The sequence below is a fragment of the Synechococcus sp. CCY 0621 genome, from assembly GCF_019038465.1.
In the GTDB taxonomy this organism is placed as follows: domain Bacteria; phylum Cyanobacteriota; class Cyanobacteriia; order PCC-6307; family Cyanobiaceae; genus Cyanobium.
Window position 1 is genome coordinate 110,474 of sequence record NZ_JAFKRH010000011.1, and the last position, 23,067, is coordinate 133,540.

Sequence of the window (23,067 nt, forward strand, 5' to 3'; positions counted from 1 at the left end):
ATGGAACGCCGCAGTTTCCTGTCCACGTTGCTGGCCCGGGTGGGGGCACCCCTGGCGGGGTTGTTGCCCTTCCTGCCGGCCTCCAAAGCCCTGGCGGCGGCGAAGGCCACCGATCCCGCCTGGCAGTTGAGCCCTGCGGAATGGAAGAAACGTCTCAGCCCGGCGGCCTATGCGGTGCTGCGCCAAGAGGGCACCGAGCGCCCCTTCAGCAGCCCGCTCAACAAGGAGAAGCGCAGCGGCACCTACGTCTGTGCCGGCTGCCGCCTGCCCCTGTTCGCCTCGAGCACCAAGTTCGACTCCGGCACCGGCTGGCCCAGCTTCTGGCAACCCCTGCCCAAGGCGGTGGTCACCAAGACCGACTTCAAGCTGATCCTGCCGCGCACCGAATACCATTGCCGCCGCTGCGGCGGCCACCAGGGCCACGTGTTCGACGACGGACCCAAGCCCACGGGCAAGCGCTACTGCAACAACGGCGTGGCCCTGGCCTTCGTGCCGGGGAGCTGAGGCCCCGCCGCCCCCACCATGGCCCCGTTGCCTGCGCTGCTGATTGCCCTGGCGGTTCCGCTGCTGTTGCTGCTGGGCTTCACCCTGCTGCTGGAGCAGCGCCGCGGCCACCTGCCCGCCTGGCTGGCCGCCTTCTCCGCTCGCGACGCCATGCTCTGGAACATCGGCGTGGGGCTGCTGATCGGCCTGAGCCTGCTGCGGGTGCTGCTGGGGCGCTGAGCCCCAGGCGACGTGGTCAGTCCACCCCCACCAGAACGGCTTCCCTGGCGCTGACGTCCGGCGCTGGTGGGGATGGCACCAGGAGGGGATCCTGGCCCAGCTGGTCGCCGATGCGCTCCCGGGCCAGCTGGCGGTACTCGAAGAAGTGCTCGCCGGCGGCGCAGAGGCCCAGGTAGAGGGCCAGCAGTCGTGGTTGTTGTCGCGCCATCTGCAGCAGTTGCAACCAGAACTGGCGGCGCAGCCCAGGGCGGCGCAGGCCCTGGTACCAGATCAGCAGAGCCAGTAGCCGCACCGCCCGGACCAGGGGCACATGCATCTGCTGGGAGCAGTGGGGATTGGGCGTGATGGCGAGGCAGTGGCGCAGGCAGCGCTCCAGATAGGTGGTCGGTTCGTACATCCGCCAGAAGGCCTGGACATACTCGCGGCCGATCTCCTGGAGCGGCCGGGTGGGTACGAAATTCATCAAGGTGTTCTGGTCGCCGCAGAGGATATCGGCCTCCGGCAGCAGCCGCCCTTCCTGCTCCAGCCGGGTCCACAGGGCCGTGTTCGGCAGGGCCTGGAGAATCCCCAGCATCGGCTGGGGAATGGCTGTTTCAGCGACGAACGCCTCGATGCGCTCTCCGGCCCCTGTTCGTTCCCCGTCAAAGCCGAGAATGAACCCGGCGTAGATGACCAACCCCGCCGAGTTGATCGTCTGGCAGGCCTCCACAAGGGGATGGCGGGTGTTCTGCTGTTTGCGGGTGACCGCGAGACTGTCCTGGTCGGGGGTCTCAATGCCCAGGAAGACCCCGAAGAAGCCGGCCTGGGCCATCAGCTTGAGCAGGTCGGGCTGCTCGGCAAGATTCACAGAGGCTTCAGTGAGGAAGTTGAAGGGGTAGCGATGCTCCTGCATCCAGGGAATGAGGTCGCGGAGCAGATGCTTGACGTTGTGCTGATTGCCGATGAAGTTATCATCCACCATGAAGATGGATCCGCGCCAGCCCAGGTCGTAGAGGGTCTGAAGTTCCCCCAGCAGCTGGTGGTTCTGCTTGGTCCGTGGCTTGCGGCCGTAGAGGTTGATGATGTCGCAGAACTCGCAGTTGAAGGGACAGCCGCGGGAGAACTGCACCGCCATCATCAGATAGTCGTCCCGCTGCAGCAGGTCGTAGCGGGGCCTGGGGCTGAGGCTGACATCGGGCTTCTCCGTGGCCCGGAACACCCCTGTGGGTGCGCCTTGCTGGAGGGCCTCCAGGAAAGCGGGCACCGTGAGTTCCCCCTCATCCAGGATCAGGTAGTGGGCTCCGGATTGCAGCGCATGCTCCGGCAGCGAGGTGGGATAGGGGCCACCGACCGCCACCTTCTTGCCCATCGTCACCGCTTTGCGGATCAGATGGTGGAAATCCTCCCGTTGCACGAGCATCGCCGAGACAATCACCAGGTCGCACCACTGCCAGTCGTCCTCCGGCTCCTCGGCCACGTTCCTGTCGTGGAAGCGCAGATTCCAGTGCGGCGGCAGCAGGGAGGCCACCGTGAGGATGCCCAGCGGCGGGATGAAGGCCTTCACGCCGGCCATCTCCAGGAGACGGTCGAACGACCAGAAGGTTTTCGGGAAGTGGGGATAGAGCAGGAGGGCGTTCATTAAATCTGCAGCAGATCAGCTACAAAAGTTGGCTGAACATCTGGGGCTAGATGGTCAACGTAGAGAGCTATCCGCTGAGGCCATAGCGATGAAACAATTCTTTCTCTGGTCTTGCTGCTGATGCATCAGCGCCGCATTCTTTTAACTTCATGCGCTCGGATAATCAGCCATCGATAGGGAGTGCTCTTGGGAGCCACCTCCTCTGCCAAGGGCTGCAGGCATCGGGGCGAGACCAAGATGAGAGGAGAAGTCTGCTGCGTTCCTGATGGAGGGTGAGGAGATACCGCCGCAGGGCGCGGCCATCCTCGATGCTTCCCAGAGGCTTTCCGCCCCCATGCAGCAGGCCTTGCCTCAGGTCCTCGAGGGAGGTTGGCCTGCTTTCCGGATTGATCTCCTGAACGGATCGAAGCAGCCATGGCTCCAACCGCTCTGGCGTTGCCGATTCCGGCAGCAGGAAATGGTGCTGCTCTCCGGTATCAATTGCCAGAAGGGTGAGCAGAGCTGCGTCGGACACGAAGGCTGAGGTGGTGGCTCTCCGCAAGTGCCACCAGGTGGAAGCTGCCTCAGGCTGCCAGCGGAGCTTCGGCCCGCTGCCGGATGACGTCCAGCAGGTCACAGATGCGGTTCACGTCCGATTCGGAGAACAGGCCTTCAGGGCCCGTGGGGGCCAGATCGGTGAAGGGAGGGTCGTAGAGACGGGCCGGATCCATCACACCGCGGCTGGTGAGTTCATTGATGATCTCGTTGATGAACTGGATCTGGGTGAGGGTGTGGGTGCCTTCAATGAGGAACTCCGCAAACAACTCCTTGGCGGCATTGCGGTCAAGGCCCACCAGGGAACGGATGAAGAGCCCGAAGCCGTTGCATTCTTCGGTGGCCCTGGCGATCACGCTCTCACTGCCGATGCCATGGCTGAGCAGGAAGCGTTGCAGCTCGCTCAGGTCGTCGGCGGTGAGGGGTTGGTTGCGGCGCAGCCGTTGCATGGTGAGGTGATCCTGATGGGCGTTGAGAAAATCCCGTGTCCGCAGGCGGAACTGGCGGAATTCGTCACGGCTGATCAGGGGTGTGGGGTCGTGTTCGCGCAAATCACCGAGTTCATCGGTGAAATTGACGTAGATCGGGCTGCGAGATTGTCGCTCGATCAGGCCGACCAAGCCCCGTAGTCTGCGCCGCACCTCTTCGAGCATCGGCAGGGTCAGATCCTGCCACCATTCATCCAGCAACAGATCCTGGATCAGGCCCATCTCGGCGGCCACCATCGGGATGGTGTGGCGTTCCTCAAGCAGCGCCGCGATGGTGCGCACCTGTTCCTGGAGCTTGGCGAAGCGCGGATGTCCTTCCAGCAGCGCCAGCTGAAGCTTGTACACGATCAGATCGAAACGCCGTGCATCGGCATCGGTGTCGCCTTCCTGTTCAGCCAGAGCGGAGGGTAGAGGCGCCAGCGTGGCGGAAAGAGTGACGTGGTCGTCGCCGCTCAGCTGCCCCCAGGCGTTCGGTTGGCTGAAGCGTTCCACCACATCCAGATGGGGACGCACCAGGAAGTTGTCGCTGGGGCAGGCGGCCACATGGCTTCTGAGCTTGTTCGCCAGTTCCGTGCGGTGGGAGAGAAGGTCCACCGGAAGTGCCTCATGGCCCTGGGTAGCCTGTTGATCAAGGGATTCGATCAGGGCCAGGCGAGCGCGGAAGATCTTGGTGCTGATGGATTCGGGCGCTGCGGTGCCTTGCGCGCCTCCTTCACCGAGGAAGAATTCGAGGTTCTGGCAGCAATCAAAGATCCAGAAGAACTGCTTGTGCTGGCCTGGCCCGAACAGGTCCGGGCAGAGACGGGTGCCACGCCCCACCATCTGCCAGAACTTGGTGCGGGATCGCACCGGCTTGAAGAACATCAGGTTGACGATCTCCGGGATGTCGATGCCGGTGTCCAGCATGTCGACCGAGATGGCGATGGCGAGATCACTGCCAGGATCGGCGAATTCGTCGATCAGATTCTGGGCATAGCTCGTGCGGTTGTCGATCACGCGGGCGACCTTTCCAGCGAGGTGGGGGTAGTGGTGGTCGAACCGGTCTTGAATGAAAATGGCGTGGTCGTGGTTGCGGGCAAACAGGATGGTCTTGCCGATGCGATCACCGTCCTGGCCCACCATGCCCTGGGTCATCAATACCTTCAGGGCTTTATCGACGGTGTCGGTGTTGAACAACCAGGCGTTGACTGCGCCGGATTCGATCTGCTGGGCGCCCAGGGCGCCCTCCTCCCATTCGAGCAGATCCCACTGGGATTGTTCCTCCTCGCTGAGGTCGGCGTAGCGGATGCCTTCGCGGGGAAACCGCAGCGGAACCGTGACGGGCCGGAGGTTCACGAGATAGCGATCGTCCACGGCCTGATCGAGGCCGTATTCATCGGTGGGGAGGCCCACCTCGAGGCCGAAGAGGTCGTAGGTGTTGCGGTCGATCTCGTCACGGGGCGTGGCGGTAAGCCCGCAGAGTAGGGAATCGAAGTAGGCAAAGATGGCGCCATATTTCTGATAGATGCTGCGGTGGGCCTCATCCACCACCACCAGATCGAAGTGGCCGACACCGAAGCGCTTCTCGCCGCGGCTGTCCTCCTCATCGATGAGGTTCATCATCGTGGGGTAGGTGGAGAGGAACACCCGCCCTTCTCCGCCGCGGTTGGTGACCAGGTTCACCGGTGAACAGTCCGGCAGAAAGCGGCGGAAGGCCCGCTCGGCCTGGAGCACCAGGGCCTTGCGATCGGCAAGGAACAGCACCCGCTTCACCCAGTTGCAGCGGATCAGCAGATCGGCCAGGGCGATCACGGTGCGGGTCTTGCCGGTGCCGGTGGCCATCACGAGCAGGACCTTGCGCCGGCCGCGCTCGAAGGATTCGCTGATCGCCCGGATGGCCCGCTGCTGGTAGTAGCGCTCCACGATTTCGGGATTCACCGTGGCCGAGGCCAGGCTCTGGCGCTGGGTCCGGCGGCGGATCAGGGTTTCCAGCTCGGCCTTTCGATAGAAGCCCTGCACCTCTCGGGGCGGATAACGGCTGTCGTCCCAGAGGCGATGGCGGTAGCCATTGGAGAGGAAGATCAGGGGCCGCTGGCCGTATTGGGCTTCCAGGGCGTCGGCGTAGAGCTTGGCCTGTTGCTGGCCGAGCACCGGATCTTTGCTGCTGCGCTTGGCCTCCACCAGGGCCAGGGGTTTGCCGTCGTCGCCCCAGAGCACGTAGTCAACGAACCCTTCTCCGGTCTGATTCGGCATGCGGCTGACGGGCACCTCGTCGGAGCGGCCCTCCCCCAGCCGCCAGCCCACTTCCTCGAGGTAGTGGTCGATGTAGAGGCGGCGGGTGTCGAACTCGGTGAGATCGGCCTCTGGTTGGGCGGCGGCCTGGTTGGCCTTGCGCAGGGCCGTGATCTGCTGGCGCAACCGTTCCACTTCTTCGCGGGATGCGGCGGTCGCCTCCCTGGCCTCCCGCAGTTGCTGGTCGCGTTCCGCCAGCTGGTTGGCGAGAACCTCCAGTTGCTCACGGGTCTGGGCCTGCTGGGCGGTGTTCGGGTCGGAAGCGGGCAGCTGGGCCTTGTCGAAACGAAGGCCCCGGATGGCGTTGGGGTTGGGGCCATAGGTGAGGGCCAGCCACCGCAACACCTGGAACAACTCCACCGCCGCCAGGACTGCACTCTTGGGGGGTATCGGTTGGGCTCGATGAACGGCCTCGTTGCCGAGGTCTTTGAGCAGTTTGAAGCGGCTCAGCAGCTGGGGCCCGACGAGCTGGCGGAAATCGGAGACATGGATCAGCTGGGAGAGGGAGGGCTCCCCCCAGGGCCGATTAAGCTGGCTGTCGTTGGCGTAGACCCACTCCACCAGCAGCTCGATGGTGCGGCGGGCGTAGAAGCAGGCGGTACGGGGATCGCCCAGGGCGAAGTGCTCCACCCGCACGGCCTCTTCCAGGAGCTCCGGCCACGGCTCGGCGATCAGGGCGTACTGGGAACTCATGGGCTAGTAGTGATAGCGGCCCTGGAGGAACTCCACCCGGTCAGCTTTGACGAGATAGACACAGCGGTGCTCCTGGGTGATCCGGCGCGACCAGATCCCCGCGCCCAGGTATTTCAGCGGCTCCGGTTTGCCGATGCCACTGAAGGGATCGCGCAGCACGGCTTTCATCAACTCCAGCAGGCGGCGGGCCGTGCGGCGGTCGGTTTCGATCCAATGCTGCAGGTCCTCCAGAAACTCCGGATGGCATACCGCCTGCCGCTGGGGACTCATGCCTCCAGCTGCGCCTCGAGATCCACGAGGCGCAGCGGGGGAAGGCTGTCGCTCTGGGCGCGCTCCAGGGCCTTGAGCAGGCGGGCGGCATTGCGGGGGGAGCGCAGCAGATGGGCGGTTTCCAGAAGCCCCTCCAGCTCCTCGGCCGCCACCATGGCCACGTCACCGCCATGCCGGCGCCGGACCAGCACCACCTCGCGATCGTCCACGACCTTGTCCATCAGGGCCTTGAGCTGGTCGCGGGCAGCGGTGTAGGTGGTCTCGATGGCCACGGGAGTCGTACAGGATGTCTGTGCATGTTAGTGGCGATCCGGTCATGGCGATCCGGTGGCGTCATCCAGCTGCCGCTCCAGCGACTGGCGGATCAGGCCGATGGCGTAGGGGACTTCCTCCAGCGTGGCCACACCCAGCTCCACCTCACCGTTGCCCCAGCGACGCATCCCGGCCACATTGCGGGCCAGCCCCTTGGGGTCGTCGAGTTCGGCGTAGGGCATGTTGAGGGTGAGGTGCAGTCGCTTGGCCTGGGGAACGATGTCGACGAAGTTCGTCTCACACTTGTAGGCGATGTAGACCTTGAGCACGTCTTGGTAGACGTTGGGATCGAGGGCCCGGATGCTCAGGTCAAGGGCATCGAACAGCGTGCGGATGTGGGGAATCGCCAGCTGGGGATGATCGGCCAGGGAGTAGGCGGCGGCGGGATTGAGGGGTTTGCTCCAGTACTCGGCCAACTGCTCTGCCGGCAGGGAAGGAGCGGCCCACACGTGCAAGGCACGATCCGCCAGGTTGGCTCCGCGCACCTGGATCTGCTCAACGCCCCAGGCCTCGAGCTGGCCCAGTCCCTGGTTCAGCCTCAGGGGGCTGCCGGCGAAGCCGCCTTCATGATTCCGCTTCTCGAGAAAGGGGCGATCACTGAGCTCAGGGTTGTAGCCGGAGAGGGTGAGGTTGCCGAGCCGGTGCAGCCATTCCTCCTGGAGCGCCTTCCAGTTCTCGCCCAGGGCCTGTCGCCAGGGGGCGGGCAGTTCGGGGTTCTGGGGAAGGATGTGCTCGATCGTGTACTCGGCCACGGCGATCGGCTCCTTGCGCTGGTGGTTTTCCAGCTTCCGCAGCCAGTAGCTGCAGCTCTTATTGAACTTGTAGAGGTTGCGCTCCTGCAGGTCGCGCCGGAACTCAGCGTCGGTGGGAAAGCGGCGGTAGGACGGGAGGCTCTGCAGATGGGCTTTGAAGCTGGGCAGGTAGTGGCCGCTTTCCTTGCGCAGGGAGCGGCTGAAGGTGGCGAAGGTTTTCTGCTGGGAGTTCGACGGGATGGCGCAGACCGCCCGGCGGAACACATAGGACTCCAGCAGCTCCAGGGCCTCCAGCAGCTCGCCTTTGCTGAGCAACCCTGCCTCGTGGTCGCCGTAGAGCTCCAGCAGCAGGGGGTTGACCACGTTCACCTTGAGCTCACGCAGGTTGAGGAACGCCTGGTGCAGCGCGGGGTCGGGTTCCTTGCCGAGCACGATGCGGGTGTAGCGGCCCGCCACGGCGGCCACTTCCTTGAGCAGGCTTTCGATGCCGGCCTGCTCCACTTCGGGCCGGCGAGCGTAGGCCTTGAAGGTGTCGTACACCTGATCGAGCAGGGGCACCTCACCGGTCTGGAGGGTGAGGAAATCGCGCATGAAGGCGCTGAACTCGTTGCCGCTGTAGGCCTCCTGGCCGAAGGCCAGCTCCATGGGCCGCCAATGGAGGGTGTAGAGCCGCTCCTGCAGCTCGGGTGGCTGCCCCATCAACACGAAGTTGCGGATCAGATCGGCCTGGGAGAGCTCCCGGCCGGTGGAGTTCATGCTCTCGAAGATCAGCTGGGGATTGTCCTGATCGCGGGCGAGGGCCACATCCACCACCAGCAGCTTGCTGATGCCTCGGCACAGCAGGGCCAAATCGGTGCCGCTCTGGCGCAGCTGATCCAGGAAGAACTGGTGATTGGCCTGGATGCGTATTGAGGGCTCCGGTGGCGGCGCAGCCACCGAGGGATCGACCAGCGCCATCAAGGTGGCGCGGTCGGTGTCGGAGAGCAACAGTTTGAAGCGCTTGTCGCCTTTTTCGAGAGGGTTGGTCAGGTAGTACTGGCGGATCTTGGCCGGAGCGAAGCCTTGGATCGGTTCCTGCTGCTCCTCGGGCAGGCCTCCCAACACCTCGGCCAGGGCGGTGAGCAGCAGGGTGACGGTGGTGAGCCGCTGCTGGCCATCAATCACTAGCTTGGGAGCCTGCACCGCGAGATTGCCTAGGCCCTCATCGATGTGGACCACCGAGCCGATGAAGTGGACACCGATCTCCTCGGTGCTACCGGTGCGGAGGATATCGGACCAGAGCTGGGCGCATTCCTTCTCCGTCCAGGAGTAAGTGCGCTGATAGATCGGGATGATGAACTGGGAGACGGCACCCAGGATTTGGAGGAGCTTGGCTTCTGTGGCTTTCATGAGTTGGCAATTAAGGCTTGAGAATCAAGCCCTTCTCTTCGAGCGCAATGCTCATCGAAGGCGTACTCAAAAAGGCTGAAGCAAAGAGATCGATTCATCTTCTCAGCCTCGAAAACGCCTGCTTTGCTTTTTTCACTCTTTCGGCCGATCGCGGCCATCAAGTCAGCAAACCTCATCTGGTCTTTAAGGGGAGGTATTACAGAGGGGAACTCGGATAGTTCAGTAATTTGCAGATGCTTCAACGCATTACCCTTGCCCATTTGCTGGATTCTTTGCTGAACAGGAGCGCACCTGATATAAGCAGAGACATACTCAGGGGCAACTCGGGATCGATCAGGTATGACCAGGGCGACGGACTGATTAATGCACAACGGGCCCCCTGCAGGGGCTATCGCGCATCTACCTATAGATCCATCCTTTGTAATGAGGATGTCGCCGGGAGCTGGCTTGCACTTGCTTGTCAAGGCGTCGAACTCGTCCTGTCGTGCATAGTGAACATTGTATAGGTCTATGAAGCCGTTCTGAATATTCTTTGCGGTCAGGATTGGGATGCCGGCATCCTCGTGAGTCATGGGAGATGTGAACCCGTACGTAATTCTCTTTGTCATTTGGCTAAAGGGCACATGAGAGCGGCTCGAGTCCGTCGAGAACGGATTTCCAAACATATCGAGAAATATGGAGTTAGCTAGAAACTCAATTCTTTCCAGGCTCTTTCGACGAAGGCTTAGAATTTTGTTGGCCTTGTCCAGAATCGCCGCGATGCGATGCTGCTCCTTCAGGGGGGGGAGGGGGATTTCAAGTTCTTTGAACGTAGAAATATTGAAACTTGCCTGATTGACCGACTTCTTCGCAATTGTGGATATCTGCGCGACGAATCGCCTGTTCCTGAGAGCGTGAAGGATATAGCGTGGAAGCGCGACTCTTTGATCAACCCTGAGATTCAGTAAATTCATTCCATGAACGATTTCTCTTGCCTCTTCTTCGTAAATCGCGCATTTACCAAGATGCGCCAGGCTGTTGATATGGCTAATGAGAATATCGCCTTCCTCTAGCAGCCATCCCGAACAGTCTTTCGTTTCTAGTCCTGCGTATCCACACCTAGAAAAATTGAAACTGCCAGATGCGATGGTCTCAATCCTGGTAATCGGTAGCCCTCCCGCGCCTGGAGACTGCTTTATGCTCATGCCATTCCTGAGTAGGCAGGCAATCTCGCCAATAGCAACAGTTGGCCAGCTCATCGCAGCATCCCCTCCAGCTCCTCGATCCCCTGCAGAATTTCCTGCTCGATCGCCCGCAATTCGGCCAAGATCTCCAGCGGCGGACGATGCTCCACTTCCTCGTGCACCAGCTCCTTGTAGCGGTTGAGGCTGAGGTCGTAGCCCTGCTCGGAGATCTCTGCCTTGGGCACACAGAAGCTCTGGGCAGTGCGTTCCCGCTCGCGCTCGGAATCCTTGCGGTGGCGCCAGCGGGCCAGACAGTCGGGCAGGTTGTTCTTCCCGTGCTCGCCTTCGGCCAGGGGTTCTTTCGGAGCGGGCCCGAGCTTCTCCAACGGCAGCAGCGGGTTGCGCTTGTCGTCGAGGCTCCAGCCGTCGGCCGTCATGTCATAAAACCAGACGAGGTCTGTGCCGCCCCGGCCGGTTTTGGTGAACAGCAGGATCGCCGTGCTCACGCCCGCATAGGGGCGGAACACGCCACTCGGCAGCGAGACCACGCCCTCCAGGAAGTGATCTTCAACAAGGGTGCGGCGCAATTCCTTATGCGCCTTGCTGGAACCGAACAGCACGCCATCGGGCACGATCACCGCCGCCCGCCCGCCGGGCTTGAGCAGCTGCAGGAACAGGGCCATGAACAGCAGCTCGGTCTTCTTGGTCTTCACCACCCGCTGCAGCTTGGCGCTGGTGCTCTCGTAATCGAGTGATCCGGCGAAGGGCGGATTGGCCAGGATCAACGAGTAACGGTTTTCCTCAGCGGCACCGTCTTCCGAGAGCGAGTCGCGGTAGCGCACATCGGGGTTCTCCACCCCGTGCAGCAGCATGTTCATTGCGCCGATGCGCAGCATCGTGTTGTCGAAATCGAAGCCATGGAACAGACCATGGTTGAAGTGCTCCCGCAGCTGTGGATCACTGAGCAACTCCGGGTGGTGCTGGCGCAGGTATTCGCCCACCGCCACCGGAAAGCCGCAGGTGCCGCAGGCCGGATCGGCCATCACATCGGTGGGCACCGGCTCGGTCATCGCCACCATCAGCTCGATGATGTGGCGCGGCGTGCGGAACTGGCCGTTGGTGCCGGCGGTGGCCAGCTTGCCGAGCATGTACTCGTAGATGTCGCCCTTGGTGTCGCGGTCGGCCATCGGCACCGCATCGAGCAGATCGACCACCTTGTCCAGCAGAGCCGGGGTCGGGATCGTGAAGCGCGCATCCTTCATGTGGCCCGCATAGGCCGAGCCATCACCCCCCAGTTCGCGCAGGAAGGGGAACAGGCTTTCGCCCACCAGCGCGTACATCTCGCCCGCGGCCAGGTGCTTGAAGCGGCTCCAGCGCAGTTGCTCGTAGGGGCGCTTGTGGACATCGGCGCCCTCTGGGAACAGGCGCCGCGCTATCGGTTGGCCGGTGCGCTGGGCCTTGCGTTCCTCCAGGGTTTCCAGCTCATCGAGGCGCCGGATGAACAGCAGGTAGGTGAGCTGCTCCAGCACCTCCAGCGGGTTGGCGATGCCGCCACTCCAGAAGGCATTCCAGATGGCATCGATCTGGTTGCGCAGCTCACCGGTGAGCACCGAGGCGGCGGTGGAGCCGGGGGCGATCGCTTGCTGGGCCGTGGCGGGGGTCGCGCCATTGCCGTTGCGGCGGCCGCGGCCGTTGCCTGATGGTTTGGCCGCTCGGGGCGGAGGGCTGAGGCCTGGGGCCTTCAACCCGCCGCCGGGGCCCCGGGCTTTTTCAGCGGCACCCATGGCCACCACATGGTCCTTGGCGGCTTCGAACTCTTCGTCGCTGAAGTGTGCGTCGGCCTCTTCGGCCAGGGCCGCCCGCAACTGCTCGTTGCTCACGCGGCTGCCGTCTTCCGGGATCAGGGCCAGCAGGGCGTCGGTGAGGTCGGTGCGGACTGGCATCAGACGTGGAGCGGGGCAGGCAGGGGAGAGTTGGGACAAGTGTGTCGCCTGTCAGGCGATGCTGCTGGACCAGTCATGCGAAAGACGATCGCCAGGCCATCACTCGTTCAAGCTGCCACCACCCAGTTCTCCAGCAGCAAGCCTTCCACCCGCTGGAATTCGTGCAGGTTGTTGCTCACCAGGGTGAGCCCTTCGCTGCGGGCATGGGCGGCGATGTGGAGATCATTCACGCCGATCGGCTGTCCCTGCCGCTCAAGCGCGGAGCGGATCTGTCCATAGTGCTGGGCGGCCTTGGGCCCATAACTGAGCACCTCCAGGCGGCTGCAGAAATCCTCCACCACCGCCAGCGAGCGTTCCGGCGCCGAACTCTTCTCCGCCCCATGCAGCAGTTCGCTCAGGGTGATTGCCGAGATGGCCATGTGGCCGGCATGGCGGTTGAACAGCTCCAGGGCCGAGGCTGGCCGGCGCTTGATCACGTCGATCGTGATGTTGGTGTCCAGCACGTAGCGCAGCATCTGGGTGGCCCCGTCAGAAGGACTCCCGCTCGTCCTGTTGCTGGGAGGCCCGTTCGGCCATGAAGTCGTCGGGAACGCTGGGAACTGAGAGGAAGAAGCTGTCCCAGCTGCTGCCCAGCGGGGCAATGATGCGCTCGCAGCCACGGGCGCGCACTTCCACTTGCTTGACGCTGTCGGGAAGTCGCAGCTCAGCAGGGATGCGCACCGCCTGGCTGCGGTTGCTCAGGAACAGGCGGGTGATCGCCAAGGCTCGCTAGCGATGGATATCCCATGAGGATATCCCGGAATCGGAGATCGCGACAGCAAAAAAAAGCGCCCCCGCAGGGGCGCTTGGAACGGAAGGTGAAGGATCGGAGATCCGACTAATGACCGCTGGCGAGATCAGTAGTCGAAGTCGCCGCCCATGCCACCACCGCCGCCGGCGGGTGCCGCTTCCTTCTTCTCGGGCATGTCGGCCACGATGCACTCGGTGGTGAGCACCATGCCGGCGATCGAGGCGGCGTTCTGCAGGCCGGAGCGGGTCACCTTGGCGGGATCGACGATGCCGGCGGCCAGCATGTCGACGTACTCACCGGTGGCGGCGTTGTAGCCCTCGTTGAAGGGCTTGTTGCGCACGTGCTCGGCGACGACGGCGCCGTTGACGCCGGCGTTCTCAGCGATCCGCTTGAGCGGGGCGGTGAGGGAGGAGGCCACGATGGTGGCGCCGATCAGCTCCTCGCCGGAGAGATTGGCGGCCGCCCACTCTTCGAGGGCCGGGGCCAGGTGGGCCAGGGTGGTGCCACCGCCGGGGACGATGCCTTCCTCAACGGCCGCCTTGGTGGCGTTGATGGCATCTTCCAGGCGCAGCTTCTTGTCCTTCATCTCGGTTTCGGTGGCAGCGCCCACCTTGACCACGGCCACACCGCCGCTCAGCTTGGCCAGACGCTCCTGCAGCTTCTCCTTGTCGTAGGAGGAGTCGGTTTCGTCCATCTGCTTGCGGATCTGCTCGCAGCGGGCCTTCACCGCCGCCTCGTTGCCTTCGGCGACGATGGTGGTGGTGTCCTTGTTGATGGTGATGCGGCGGGCGGTGCCCAGCATCTCCAGCTTGGTGTTCTCCAGCTTGAGGCCGGCGTCCTCGGTGATCAGCTGACCGTTGGTGAGAACGGCGATGTCCTCGAGCATGGCCTTGCGGCGGTCACCGAAGCCGGGAGCCTTGACGGCGGCGACGTTCAGGACGCCGCGCAGACGGTTCACCACCAGGGTGGCGAGGGCTTCCTTCTCGATGTCCTCGGCGATGATCAGCAGGGGCTTGCCGGTGCGGGCGATCTGCTCGAGCACGGGCACCAGATCCTGCACCAGGCCGATCTTCTTGTCGGTGAGCAGAATGTAGGGCTCGTCGAGCACCGCTTCCATCCGCTCGGTGTCGGTGGCGAAGTAGGGCGAGATGTAGCCCTTGTCGAAGCGCATGCCTTCGGTGACCTCCAGTTCGGTGGTCATCGACTTGCCTTCCTCGAGGGAGATGACCCCCTCCTTGCCCACCTTGTCCATGGCATCCGCGATCATGCGGCCCACTTCTTCGTCGTTGCCGGCGGAGATGGTGCCCACCTGGGCGATGGCGTTGGAGTCGGAGATCGGCTTGGCGTGCTCCTCGATCTTGCCGACGAGGAACTCGGTGGCCTTGTCGATGCCCTTCTTAAGGGTGATGGCGTTGGCGCCGGCGGCCACGTTGCGCAGACCCGCCTTGACCATGGCGTGGGCCAGGACGGTGGCGGTGGTGGTGCCGTCACCGGCGGCGTCGTTGGTCTTGGAGGCGGCCTGACGGATCAGGGCCACACCGGTGTTCTCGATGTGATCCTCCAGTTCGATCTCCTTGGCGATCGTGACGCCGTCGTTGATGATCTGGGGAGCGCCGAATTTCTTCTCCAGCACCACGTTGCGGCCCTTGGGCCCGAGGGTGACGGCAACGGCTTCGGCAAGGATGTCGATGCCCCGTTCGAGGGCCCGGCGGGCTTGCTCGTTATAGATAATGCGTTTGGCCATGGAAGAAAGAAGATTGCTTGGTTGAAGGTGATGCAGACGGAAACGCCGTCAGATCAGTTGACGACGGCGAGGATGTCCTTCTCGGACAGGAGCACGTACTCGTCGGTGCCGAGCTTGATGTCGGTACCGGCGTACTTGCTGTAGAGCACCTTGTCGCCGACGCCCACTTCAGGGGCCTGACGGGAGCCGTCGTCGTTGCGCTTGCCGGGACCGATCTGGACCACTTCGCCCACTTGGGGCTTTTCCTTGGCGGTGTCGGGCAGAAGGATGCCACCGGCGGTTTTCTCCTCCGATTCAGACACCTTGATGAAAACGCGATCTCCGAGGGGTTTGACCGTGGAGACGCTGAGAGAAACGGCAGCCATGAATTGACGCGATGGATGGACGCGAAGGCAGCGACGGAAGACGACCAGGGCCGGCGCGTCGCTGTGATGGGGCGAGTTAGCACTCGCGCCCTTCGACTGCCAACCTAGGAGTCGTCTCCGCCGCGACGCCATCCCAGGGCTGTGCGGGTGACCGAACCCCAGGTCCCAGGCCCCCTGCAGTGGTAAGGTTGCGCCGCTTCAGACGGGTGGTTGGACCCCGCTGGGCACACCACGCTCCTTCCTTACCTATGGCTGCTGCCGCTCCCGCCGTCCCTGGTACCAAAGGCACCGTGCGCCAGGTGATCGGCCCCGTCCTCGACGTGGAGTTCCCTGCCGGCAAGCTGCCCAGAATCTTCAACGCCCTTCGCATCGAAGGCACCAATTCCGCCGGCCAGCAGGTGGCCATCACCGCTGAAGTGCAGCAGCTGCTGGGCGACCACCGGGTCCGCGCCGTGGCCATGAGCAGCACCGACGGCCTGGTGCGCGGCATGGGCGCCCTCGACACCGGGGCCCCCATCTCCGTTCCCGTCGGTGAGGCCACCCTCGGCCGCATCTTCAACGTGCTCGGCGAGCCCGTTGACGAGCAGGGCCCGGTCTCCACGTCGATGACCGCCCCGATCCACCGTCAGGCCCCCAAGCTCACCGAACTCGAGACCAAGCCCCGAGTCTTCGAGACCGGCATCAAGGTGATCGACCTGCTGGCCCCCTACCGCCAGGGCGGCAAGGTCGGTCTGTTCGGTGGTGCCGGCGTCGGCAAGACCGTGCTGATCCAGGAGCTGATCAACAACATCGCCAAGGAACACGGAGGCGTCTCGGTGTTCGGTGGCGTGGGTGAACGCACCCGCGAGGGCAACGACCTCTACGAGGAGTTCAAGGAGTCGGGCGTGATCAACGCCGGCGACCTCTCCAAGTCGAAGGTGGCCCTCTGCTACGGGCAGATGAACGAGCCCCCGGGTGCCCGCATGCGCGTGGGTCTGTCGGCGCTCACCATGGCCGAGCACTTCCGCGACGTGAACAAGCAGGACGTGCTGCTGTTCATCGACAACATCTTCCGCTTCGTGCAGGCCGGCTCCGAAGTGAGCGCCCTCCTGGGCCGCATGCCGTCGGCCGTGGGCTACCAGCCCACTCTCGGCACCGACGTGGGTGAACTGCAGGAGCGCATCACCTCCACCCTGGAAGGCTCGATCACCTCGATCCAGGCTGTTTACGTCCCCGCCGACGACCTCACCGACCCGGCACCCGCCACCACCTTCGCCCACCTCGACGCCACCACCGTGCTCAGCCGCGGTCTGGCCTCCAAGGGCATCTACCCGGCGGTGGATCCCCTCGATTCCACCAGCACCATGCTTCAGCCCGCCGTGGTGGGTGATGAGCACTACCGCACCGCCCGCGCCGTGCAGTCCACCCTGCAGCGCTACAAGGAACTCCAGGACATCATCGCGATCCTGGGTCTGGACGAGCTTTCCGAAGACGACCGCCGCACGGTGGACCGGGCCCGCAAGATCGAGAAGTTCCTCTCCCAGCCGTTCTTCGTGGCCGAGATCTTCACCGGTCAGTCCGGCGAATACGTGAAGCTCGACGACACCATCAAGGGCTTCAACATGATCCTGGCCGGCGAACTCGACGACCTGCCCGAAGCCGCCTTCTATCTGGTCGGCAACATCGACCAGGTGAGGGCCAAGGCCGCCAAGATCCTCGCCGCAGCCAAGTCCTGATCCGGGAATCTTCTCCATGACCCTCACCCTGCGCGTCCTCGCCCCCGATCAGAGCGTCTTCGACGGCACCGCCGACGAAGTGATCCTGCCCGGCACCACCGGCCAGCTCGGCATCCTCACCGGCCACGTCTCCATGCTCACCGCCCTCGACAGCGGTGTGCTGCGGGTGCGGGAGGGGGGCAACTGGCAGTCGATCGCCCTGATGGGCGGCTTCGCCGAGGTGGTGGCCAACGAGGTCACCGTGCTCGTCAACGGCGCCGAGCTGGGCAGCAGCATCGATGCCACCGCCGCCCAGAGCGACTTCGAGGCGGCCCAGCAGGCCGCTTCGGCCCTGGAAGGTTCCGACCCCAGCCCCGAGAAGCTCAAGGCCCAGCAGGCCCTGGCCCGCGCCCGCGCCCGTCTTCAGGCCAGCAAGGCCGCCTGAGTTTCTCTGCGGGCCCGGAGGCTGGGGCGGCCATGGGCAAGGGTCGTGAACTCGGTCTGCAACTGCGCCAGTGGATCGCCACCGGCTCCGTCAGCCTGGACAACCCCCAGGCCCTGGCCAACCGGCTGATTGACGCCCTCGGGGCGGAGGAGAGCCTGCGCGGACCCGTGCGCGATCTCGCCACCCAGCCCCTGCTGCTGCGGGTGCTGCAACTGCAGGGAAGTCCCCAGCGCAGTGCCGTCACGGCCCTCAGCCAGCAGTTGGCTGGGATCTACGCGCCGAGGGTGCTGGCCGAGCTGCTCGACCTGCTGGAGGCCTGCTCCGGTGTGGCTCCGGCGCGGCCCACCGGCACCGCCACGGCCGCTGGCGCTGACCCTGTCCTCTCCGGGCGCGTCCCCCTGACCTGGCGGCAGAGCCTGCGGCCCCTTGGTCCCGGTCTGGCCCTGGCCGCCGCTTCGGCGCCGGTGCTGTTCTGGGCCGGCGGGGAGCTCGACCAGTGGTTCTTCGATCCCTGGCGCTGGGGAAGCGGCCTGGTGCTGGTGGTGGCCCTGGCCCTGCTGCAGGCCCTGGCCCTGGGCCCGCTGCGGGCCCTCCGCCGCCGCTGGCCCCTGGCTCTGGAGGCCAGCGGTGACCCTCGCCGTGCCTGGTGCTGGATCACCGCCCCCTGGATCCATGCGGCCAACCGCGAGGCCCTGCTCAACCTGGTGATGCTGGCGATTGTGCTGGGGGGCTCAACGCTGCCCCTGTCCTCCCTGTTGCTGCGCTACGCGCTCACCGCCCTCGCCACCATGGCGCCGGCGGTGCTGGTGGCCCGCCGGGCCCGGGTGCTGCGGCAGTGGGACGGGGCCTCCGGGCCGATCGCCGCGCTGATCGCCCTGGCGTCGGCCCTCAGCCTGCTGCACTGGAAGGCCCACCCCTTCATCGTGGGGCCGGTGGAGATCCCCGCCTGGGTGCTGCTGGTGATCTTTGGCGCCGTCCAGCTGGGCTGGCAGCTGCCGCGCCGCGATCCCCAGGACAGCAGCAGCCCGACGGCCCGGCTCTGGAGCAGCCCCTGGTGCTGGGGCACGCTGCTCGGAACGGCCTGGGCCCTGGTCACCCGCGCCCAGGAACTGGCCCGGGGGCTGGGCTGGCTGGGCTGAAGGCGATCTCAGCTCGCCAGGGCGCGCATGTATTGCCCCCACAACTGGGCCACCAGGGCGCCGGAGGCGGCCTCGGCAGGTCGGTTGTCGTCGTTGCCCATCCAGATGCCGGTGAGGATGCGGCTGGAGGGGGAGTAGCCCACGAACAGCACATCGACGCCGTTGTCGGTGGTGCCGGTCTTGCCGCGGGCATCGGCCACCACGGCGGCGGCGCGGCCGGTGCCACCGCTCACCACCTGCCGCAGCAGGGCATCCATTTCGGCGGCCACCGCCGGTTCAATCAGCTGACGCGGCAGCTCGCCCACCGGTGTGGTGACGCCGCTGGGGGGGCAGTCGGCCAGGGTCCTCACCGAGCCGCAGATGCCCAGGTCGTAGATGCGTTTCACCCCGTGCAGGGGCACTGAGCGACCGCCGTTCGCCACCACGGCAAAGGCCCCGGCCAGCTCGTAGAGGTAGGTCTCCTTGCCGCCCAGCACCATCGAGAAGCTCTCCTCCATCGGCGTGCTGATGCCCAGCTGGCGGGCCTTGGCCACCACCTTGTTCAGGCCCGCCTGCTGGGCCAGTCGCAGGGCCACCACGTTCTCGGAGCTGGCGAAGCCCGCCGCCACACTGGTGCTGCCAGCCCCACCACGGCAGCCGGCCACGTAGGCCAGCGGGGCGCAGGAGACGGCATCGCCGGGCTTGACGCCGGCCTCCAGGGCCGCCAGGAAGCTGAACAGCTTGAAGGTGGATCCGGGCTGACGCAGGGCCTGCACCCGGTCAAAGCTCGAGCGGCTGTAATCGCCGCCGCCGACGTAGGCCAGGATCGCCCCGGTGCCGTAGTCGATCGAGATCAGGGCGCCCTGGGTGAGCCCGGCCCGGCCCCCCGGCCCCTCCAGGAACGCCTTCAGCTGCTTCTGGGCGATGGCCTGCAGGCGCGGATCGATGCTGCTGATCACCGCGTAGTTGCCCCGGGCCTCCGCACTGCTGAGGTCGAGGGCGAAGCGGCGACCCTCCAGCTCGCCGATCACGTAGTCGCTGAAGAAGGGATAGCTGGAGTAGGTGGACGCACCGCAGGCGGAGGGATCAATGTTCAGCGGTCGGCGGCGGGCGTCGATCAACGCCTGGTCGGAGAGATAGCCCTCGGCGTGCATCCGCCCCAGCACCAGGTCGCGGCGCTCCCGGCCCCAGGTGGGGTTCTCCCGGTTGCAGGGGCTGTAGCTGTTGGGGCTCGGCAGCAGGCCCACCAGGAACGCCGACTCCGCCACGTCCAGGGCGCTGGCCGACTTGCGGAAATAGAGCTGGGCCGCCTGCTCGAACCCTTCGGCCCCCAGGCCCAGGTAGGCCCGGTCGAGGTACATCTTGAGGATGCGGTTCTTGCTGAAGCCCGCTTCCAGCTGCCAGGCCACCCACAGCTCCCGCAGCTTGCGGGCCACCGACACATCAGTGCCAACGGCCGGGTAGACCATGCGGGCCACCTGCTGGGCCAGGCCGCTGCCGCCGCCGGTGCCCTGCACCAGGGAGCGCAGCGTGCCGAACAGATCGATGCCGCTGTTCCAGCCGAAGCGGGAGTCTTCCGAGGCGATCAGGGCCTGGCGCAGGTGCAGGGGGTAGTCGGCCAGGGTCGGCAGGGCCGTCGAGGAGCCCTCGGCCGCATCGATCTGGCGGCCATCGGTGGAGAACACCTTCACCGGCCCGCTCACCGACCGGATCGAGGAGCCGCCGGAGACGGTGGTGGCCAGCAGCAGGCCCCCCAGGGCGACGCCCGAACCGACGAGGGCGCCGATGGCCCCCCAGTGCACCAGCTGCCCCAGGGGGCTGCGGGGATGGCGGTACACCAGGGTGGGCGCCTCCCCCTTCAGCGGCGAGCCGAGCTGCAGCTTGTCCCCGTCCCGCAGGTGGATGGCGCGGATGCGGCGGTCGCGGTGAAACAGACCGTTGGCGGAGCCGAAATCCTCGCCGACATAGTCGCGGTCGCCGGGGCGCTCCTGCTCCACGATCGCGTGCACCCGGCTGACGCCGGTGGCGTCGGCCTGCAGCTCGCAGAGGGGATCCCGGCCGATGCGGTAACGGCCACCCTCCAGGGCCACACGCCGGCGGCACTGACCGCCGATCCAGAGTTCCAGCCAGGCGCCGTGGTGCTTCAGTTCTCCCAGGGCCGTGGTCACGGCCCGGCGACGGCCCCCATCCGCAGCCGGGCTGCGAAGGGCCTGCCAGAGGCTCCGCCAACCCGCGGCGGGTGCGGGTGCGGTGGGCGTTGCGGTGGGCGTTTCGGTGCCAGGGGGGCTGCCAGGGGCGGTGATGTCGCCAGGCGACGCCTGCTCCGTCGTCCCCACCATCCCCGGCCCGTCTGCCTTGCTCCCATACGCTACCCGCAGCGATCGGAGCGGCCGGCCAGGTGGAGCAACGCCGGGATCCATGGGCACCCTTCCGCATCTGGACCGCCCTGACCATCGGGGTGTATGCGGTGCGGGCCACCTTTGCCGCCACCTGGGTGGGGGCGATCCCCGGCTGGGTGCTGCTGCTCCTGCTGCTGGTGGCCCTGGCCCTGGCGACCACGGCCCTGCTGTTCCCCGGGCGGGTGATTCCCTGGCGGCAGGGGGAACCGATGGGCTGGTGGGGCCGGTTCCTGGCCGACCGGCGCCTGGGCCGCCGTCCCAGGGCCGGTGAGGACCCCCGATGAGCGCCCACCCCCGGCTGCTGCTGCGGGACGATCCCGGCCGCAGCGTGCCGCTGGATCCCCGCACGCCCCTCTCGATCGGCCGCGATCCGACCAGCGGCCTCTGCCTGAGCCAGGCCCAGGGCGTCTCCCGCCACCACGCCCTGGTGCGGGTGTCGCGAACGCGGGCGGGCCAGTGGTTGCTCTGCGACCTGGGCAGCGCCAACGGCACCTATCTGGAGGGCGCCCGGCTGCGGGACTGCCGGCCCCTCTCGGACGGCGACGAGATCCGGCTGGGCCTGCAGGGGCCGGTGCTGCAGTTCCGTACCGCCACCGCCATCGCCAGCGCTGCCAGCGCCGCCGGCCGCCCTGCTGCTCCCGTGCTGGCCCAGCCGGCCGCCGGGCAGCTGGATTTCGCCGGCCGCTCCCTGCCCCTCGATCGGATCCGCTCGGCCTATGTGCGCAGCCGCCGGCGCCATCCCCAGGCCTTCAGCTGGTGGCTGCTGCTCTGCCTGGGCGGCCTGCTGCTGCTTCCCTTCCCTTGGCTGTTCTGGCCCCTGCAGCTGGGGGCGCTGGCGGGCTGGATCCTGCTGGGCTCCCGCTGGGAGCATCTGCTGGAGGTGACACTGCAGGACGGCCTGGCCTATCGGCACCGCTTCGACAGCCTGGAGACGGCCCTGGCCCACCGCAACGGCATTCGCAAGGCGATGGGTCCGGCCCCGGCGTCGGCGAGGCGGCCATGAGCTGGATCCTGCCGGAGGGCGCCAGCCTGGACTTCGAGGGTCTGGCGGCCCCGCTCCAGATCATCCGGGGCCTTGGGGGCGGCACCCAGGGCCAGGTGTATGAGGTGGAACTGGAGGGGGAGCGGCTGGCCCTGAAGTGGTACCTGCCGGCCTGCATCGCCCGTGACGGCGGCCTGGAGCGGCGCCTGATCGCCAGCATCCGGGCCACTGCCCCGAATGAGGATTTCCTCTGGCCGATCGCCCTGCTGCGGGCCAGCCCCGCCAGCCGCCCCCTGATCCGCATCCGCCAGGAGAGCTTCGGCTACCTGATGCCCCTGCGGCCGCCCGCCTACGTGGGGGCCTGCGAGCATGCCGCCGGCCGGCTGGCGATCGGCCTGCGCCAGGTGCTGCGCGCCTGCTTCGGCCTCGCCGACGCCTTCCATGCCCTGCACCTGGCGGGCCTCTGTTACAAGGATGTCTCCCTGGGCAACCTCTTCCTGGAGCCCGGCAGCGGCGGCATCCTCATCTGCGACAACGACAACGTCGCGGTGGATGGCGCCGACCATGGCGCGGTGCTGGGCACCCCGGGCTTCATGGCCCCGGAGGTGCTGCTGGGCCAGACTCGTCCCGGGGCCGACAGCGACCTGTTCTCCCTGGCGGTGCTGCTGTTCCGGCTGCTCACGCGCCACGATCCGCTCAAGGGCCAGATGGAGCTGGCGATCCGCTGCCTTGACGAGCCGGCCCGCCGGCGGCTTTGCGGCGAGGATCCGGTGTTCATCTTCGATCCGGTCGACGACCGCAACCGGCCCGACCCGATCGAGCATGCGGCCGCCCTGATCACCTGGCCCATCTACCCCCGCCCCCTGCAGGCGCTGTTTGAGCAGACCTTCTGCCGCGGCATGAAGCAGCCCTCCCGCCGCGCCCTCACCGGCCAGTGGAAGCAGGAGCTGGCCCGCACCCTCGACCGCCGTGCCCTCTGCCCCGCCTGCGGCCAGGAAAACTTCCAGGCCAGCGGCGCCCCGGCGCTGTGCTGGAGCTGCGGCGCCCCCCTGCCGGAGCCGATGAAGCTGATGCTGCCCCACGGGTCCGTGCTGGCGGCGCCCGACAACGAGCTGCACCCCCACCATTTCGATGCCCTGGCCGGGGAGGATCTGCGCCGGCCGCTGGCCCGGGTGGTGGCCCATCCCCAGGATCCGCGGCGGCTGGGGCTGCGCAACCTCTCGGCGTCCGCCTGGAGCGCCGAGACCCACGACGGCCGCTCCCAGCCGGTGCAGCCTGGCGAGAGCTGTAGCCTCGCCGCACTCGCCCGGATCCAGTCCCCGGCGGGTCCGATCGCCGTGCAGCGCCCCACCCGGCCATCCCCCGCCACCTGAG

At 66.1% G+C, this 23,067-nt stretch carries 20 protein-coding genes; 8 read left to right on the forward strand and 12 right to left on the reverse strand.

Annotated elements, in window-relative coordinates:
- Both msrB and KUG43_RS03695 read left to right on the forward strand, forming a co-directional pair.
- Positions 1-504, forward strand: coding sequence for a peptide-methionine (R)-S-oxide reductase MsrB (gene msrB / locus KUG43_RS03690; RefSeq protein ID WP_216906163.1), 504 nt, complete (start codon positions 1-3; stop codon positions 502-504).
- An 18-nt stretch (positions 505-522) separates the two neighbouring features.
- A complete protein-coding gene (locus KUG43_RS03695; RefSeq protein ID WP_216906166.1) occupies positions 523-723 on the forward strand; it encodes a hypothetical protein in 201 nt (66 codons plus the stop codon).
- Between the two features lie 16 nt (positions 724-739).
- Here KUG43_RS03695 and KUG43_RS03700 read toward each other — a convergent pair whose 3' ends face one another.
- The 11 genes from KUG43_RS03700 to groES form a co-directional block, all read right to left on the reverse strand.
- Positions 740-2,341 carry a B12-binding domain-containing radical SAM protein gene (locus KUG43_RS03700; RefSeq protein ID WP_216906169.1) on the reverse strand — a complete coding sequence of 534 codons (1,602 nt, stop codon included), beginning with the start codon at positions 2,339-2,341 and terminating at the stop codon, positions 740-742.
- A 563-nt stretch (positions 2,342-2,904) separates the two neighbouring features.
- On the reverse strand, positions 2,905-6,327 hold the full coding sequence (locus tag KUG43_RS03705; protein WP_216906172.1) for a DEAD/DEAH box helicase family protein: 3,423 nt from the start codon (positions 6,325-6,327) through the stop codon (positions 2,905-2,907).
- A 3-nt stretch (positions 6,328-6,330) separates the two neighbouring features.
- Entirely contained in the window at positions 6,331-6,597 is a 267-nt protein-coding gene (locus tag KUG43_RS03710) for a Txe/YoeB family addiction module toxin (protein ID WP_216906175.1), read from the reverse strand.
- Positions 6,594-6,869: a type II toxin-antitoxin system Phd/YefM family antitoxin gene (locus KUG43_RS03715; RefSeq protein ID WP_353617919.1), complete on the reverse strand. Its 276-nt coding sequence runs from the start codon at positions 6,867-6,869 to the stop codon at positions 6,594-6,596. The genes KUG43_RS03710 and KUG43_RS03715 overlap by 4 nt, the downstream gene beginning before the upstream one ends.
- Before the next feature lie 42 nt (positions 6,870-6,911).
- Positions 6,912-9,050, reverse strand: coding sequence for a DUF262 and DUF1524 domain-containing protein (locus KUG43_RS03720; RefSeq protein ID WP_216906178.1), 2,139 nt, complete (start codon positions 9,048-9,050; stop codon positions 6,912-6,914).
- Positions 9,047-10,288 carry a restriction endonuclease subunit S gene (locus tag KUG43_RS03725; protein WP_216906181.1) on the reverse strand — a complete coding sequence of 414 codons (1,242 nt, stop codon included), beginning with the start codon at positions 10,286-10,288 and terminating at the stop codon, positions 9,047-9,049. The genes KUG43_RS03720 and KUG43_RS03725 overlap by 4 nt, the downstream gene beginning before the upstream one ends.
- Positions 10,285-12,156, reverse strand: coding sequence for a type I restriction-modification system subunit M (locus tag KUG43_RS03730; protein ID WP_286194358.1), 1,872 nt, complete (start codon positions 12,154-12,156; stop codon positions 10,285-10,287). Before KUG43_RS03730 ends, KUG43_RS03725 begins: the two co-directional genes overlap by 4 nt.
- A 107-nt stretch (positions 12,157-12,263) precedes the next feature.
- Positions 12,264-12,671 (reverse strand): type II toxin-antitoxin system tRNA(fMet)-specific endonuclease VapC, encoded by a 408-nt coding sequence (vapC, locus tag KUG43_RS03735; protein WP_216906184.1) that lies wholly within the window; start codon positions 12,669-12,671, stop codon positions 12,264-12,266.
- A gap of 13 nt (positions 12,672-12,684) precedes the next feature.
- A complete protein-coding gene (gene vapB, locus KUG43_RS03740) occupies positions 12,685-12,918 on the reverse strand; it encodes a type II toxin-antitoxin system VapB family antitoxin (RefSeq protein ID WP_216906187.1) in 234 nt (77 codons plus the stop codon).
- Between the two features lie 134 nt (positions 12,919-13,052).
- Positions 13,053-14,690 (reverse strand): chaperonin GroEL, encoded by a 1,638-nt coding sequence (gene groL, locus KUG43_RS03745; RefSeq protein ID WP_094585628.1) that lies wholly within the window; start codon positions 14,688-14,690, stop codon positions 13,053-13,055.
- 53 nt (positions 14,691-14,743) lie between these two features.
- On the reverse strand, positions 14,744-15,055 hold the full coding sequence (groES, locus tag KUG43_RS03750; RefSeq protein WP_015110667.1) for a co-chaperone GroES: 312 nt from the start codon (positions 15,053-15,055) through the stop codon (positions 14,744-14,746).
- 248 nt (positions 15,056-15,303) lie between these two features.
- Between groES and atpD the strand changes: the two genes are divergently transcribed.
- From atpD to KUG43_RS03765, 3 genes are read left to right on the forward strand one after another with little or no spacing between them, the layout of a single operon-like run.
- Positions 15,304-16,770: a F0F1 ATP synthase subunit beta gene (gene atpD, locus KUG43_RS03755; RefSeq protein WP_216906190.1), complete on the forward strand. Its 1,467-nt coding sequence runs from the start codon at positions 15,304-15,306 to the stop codon at positions 16,768-16,770.
- A gap of 16 nt (positions 16,771-16,786) precedes the next feature.
- Entirely contained in the window at positions 16,787-17,194 is a 408-nt protein-coding gene (gene atpC, locus KUG43_RS03760; RefSeq protein WP_216906193.1) for an ATP synthase F1 subunit epsilon, read from the forward strand.
- A gap of 32 nt (positions 17,195-17,226) precedes the next feature.
- A complete protein-coding gene (locus KUG43_RS03765) occupies positions 17,227-18,333 on the forward strand; it encodes a rhomboid family intramembrane serine protease (RefSeq protein ID WP_216906196.1) in 1,107 nt (368 codons plus the stop codon).
- A gap of 8 nt (positions 18,334-18,341) precedes the next feature.
- On the opposite strand, the gene KUG43_RS03770 is transcribed toward KUG43_RS03765, so the two are convergent.
- Positions 18,342-20,480, reverse strand: coding sequence for a transglycosylase domain-containing protein (locus tag KUG43_RS03770; protein ID WP_353617920.1), 2,139 nt, complete (start codon positions 20,478-20,480; stop codon positions 18,342-18,344).
- Positions 20,481-20,710: 230 nt separating this feature from the next.
- Between KUG43_RS03770 and KUG43_RS03775 the strand changes: the two genes are divergently transcribed.
- From KUG43_RS03775 to KUG43_RS03785, 3 genes are read left to right on the forward strand one after another with little or no spacing between them, the layout of a single operon-like run.
- Positions 20,711-20,995 (forward strand): hypothetical protein, encoded by a 285-nt coding sequence (locus KUG43_RS03775; RefSeq protein WP_216906213.1) that lies wholly within the window; start codon positions 20,711-20,713, stop codon positions 20,993-20,995.
- A complete protein-coding gene (locus KUG43_RS03780; RefSeq protein ID WP_216906215.1) occupies positions 20,992-21,714 on the forward strand; it encodes an FHA domain-containing protein in 723 nt (240 codons plus the stop codon). Before KUG43_RS03775 ends, KUG43_RS03780 begins: the two co-directional genes overlap by 4 nt.
- Entirely contained in the window at positions 21,711-23,066 is a 1,356-nt protein-coding gene (locus KUG43_RS03785) for a protein kinase domain-containing protein (protein ID WP_216906218.1), read from the forward strand. The genes KUG43_RS03780 and KUG43_RS03785 overlap by 4 nt, the downstream gene beginning before the upstream one ends.
- Position 23,067: the final 1 nt, after the last annotated feature.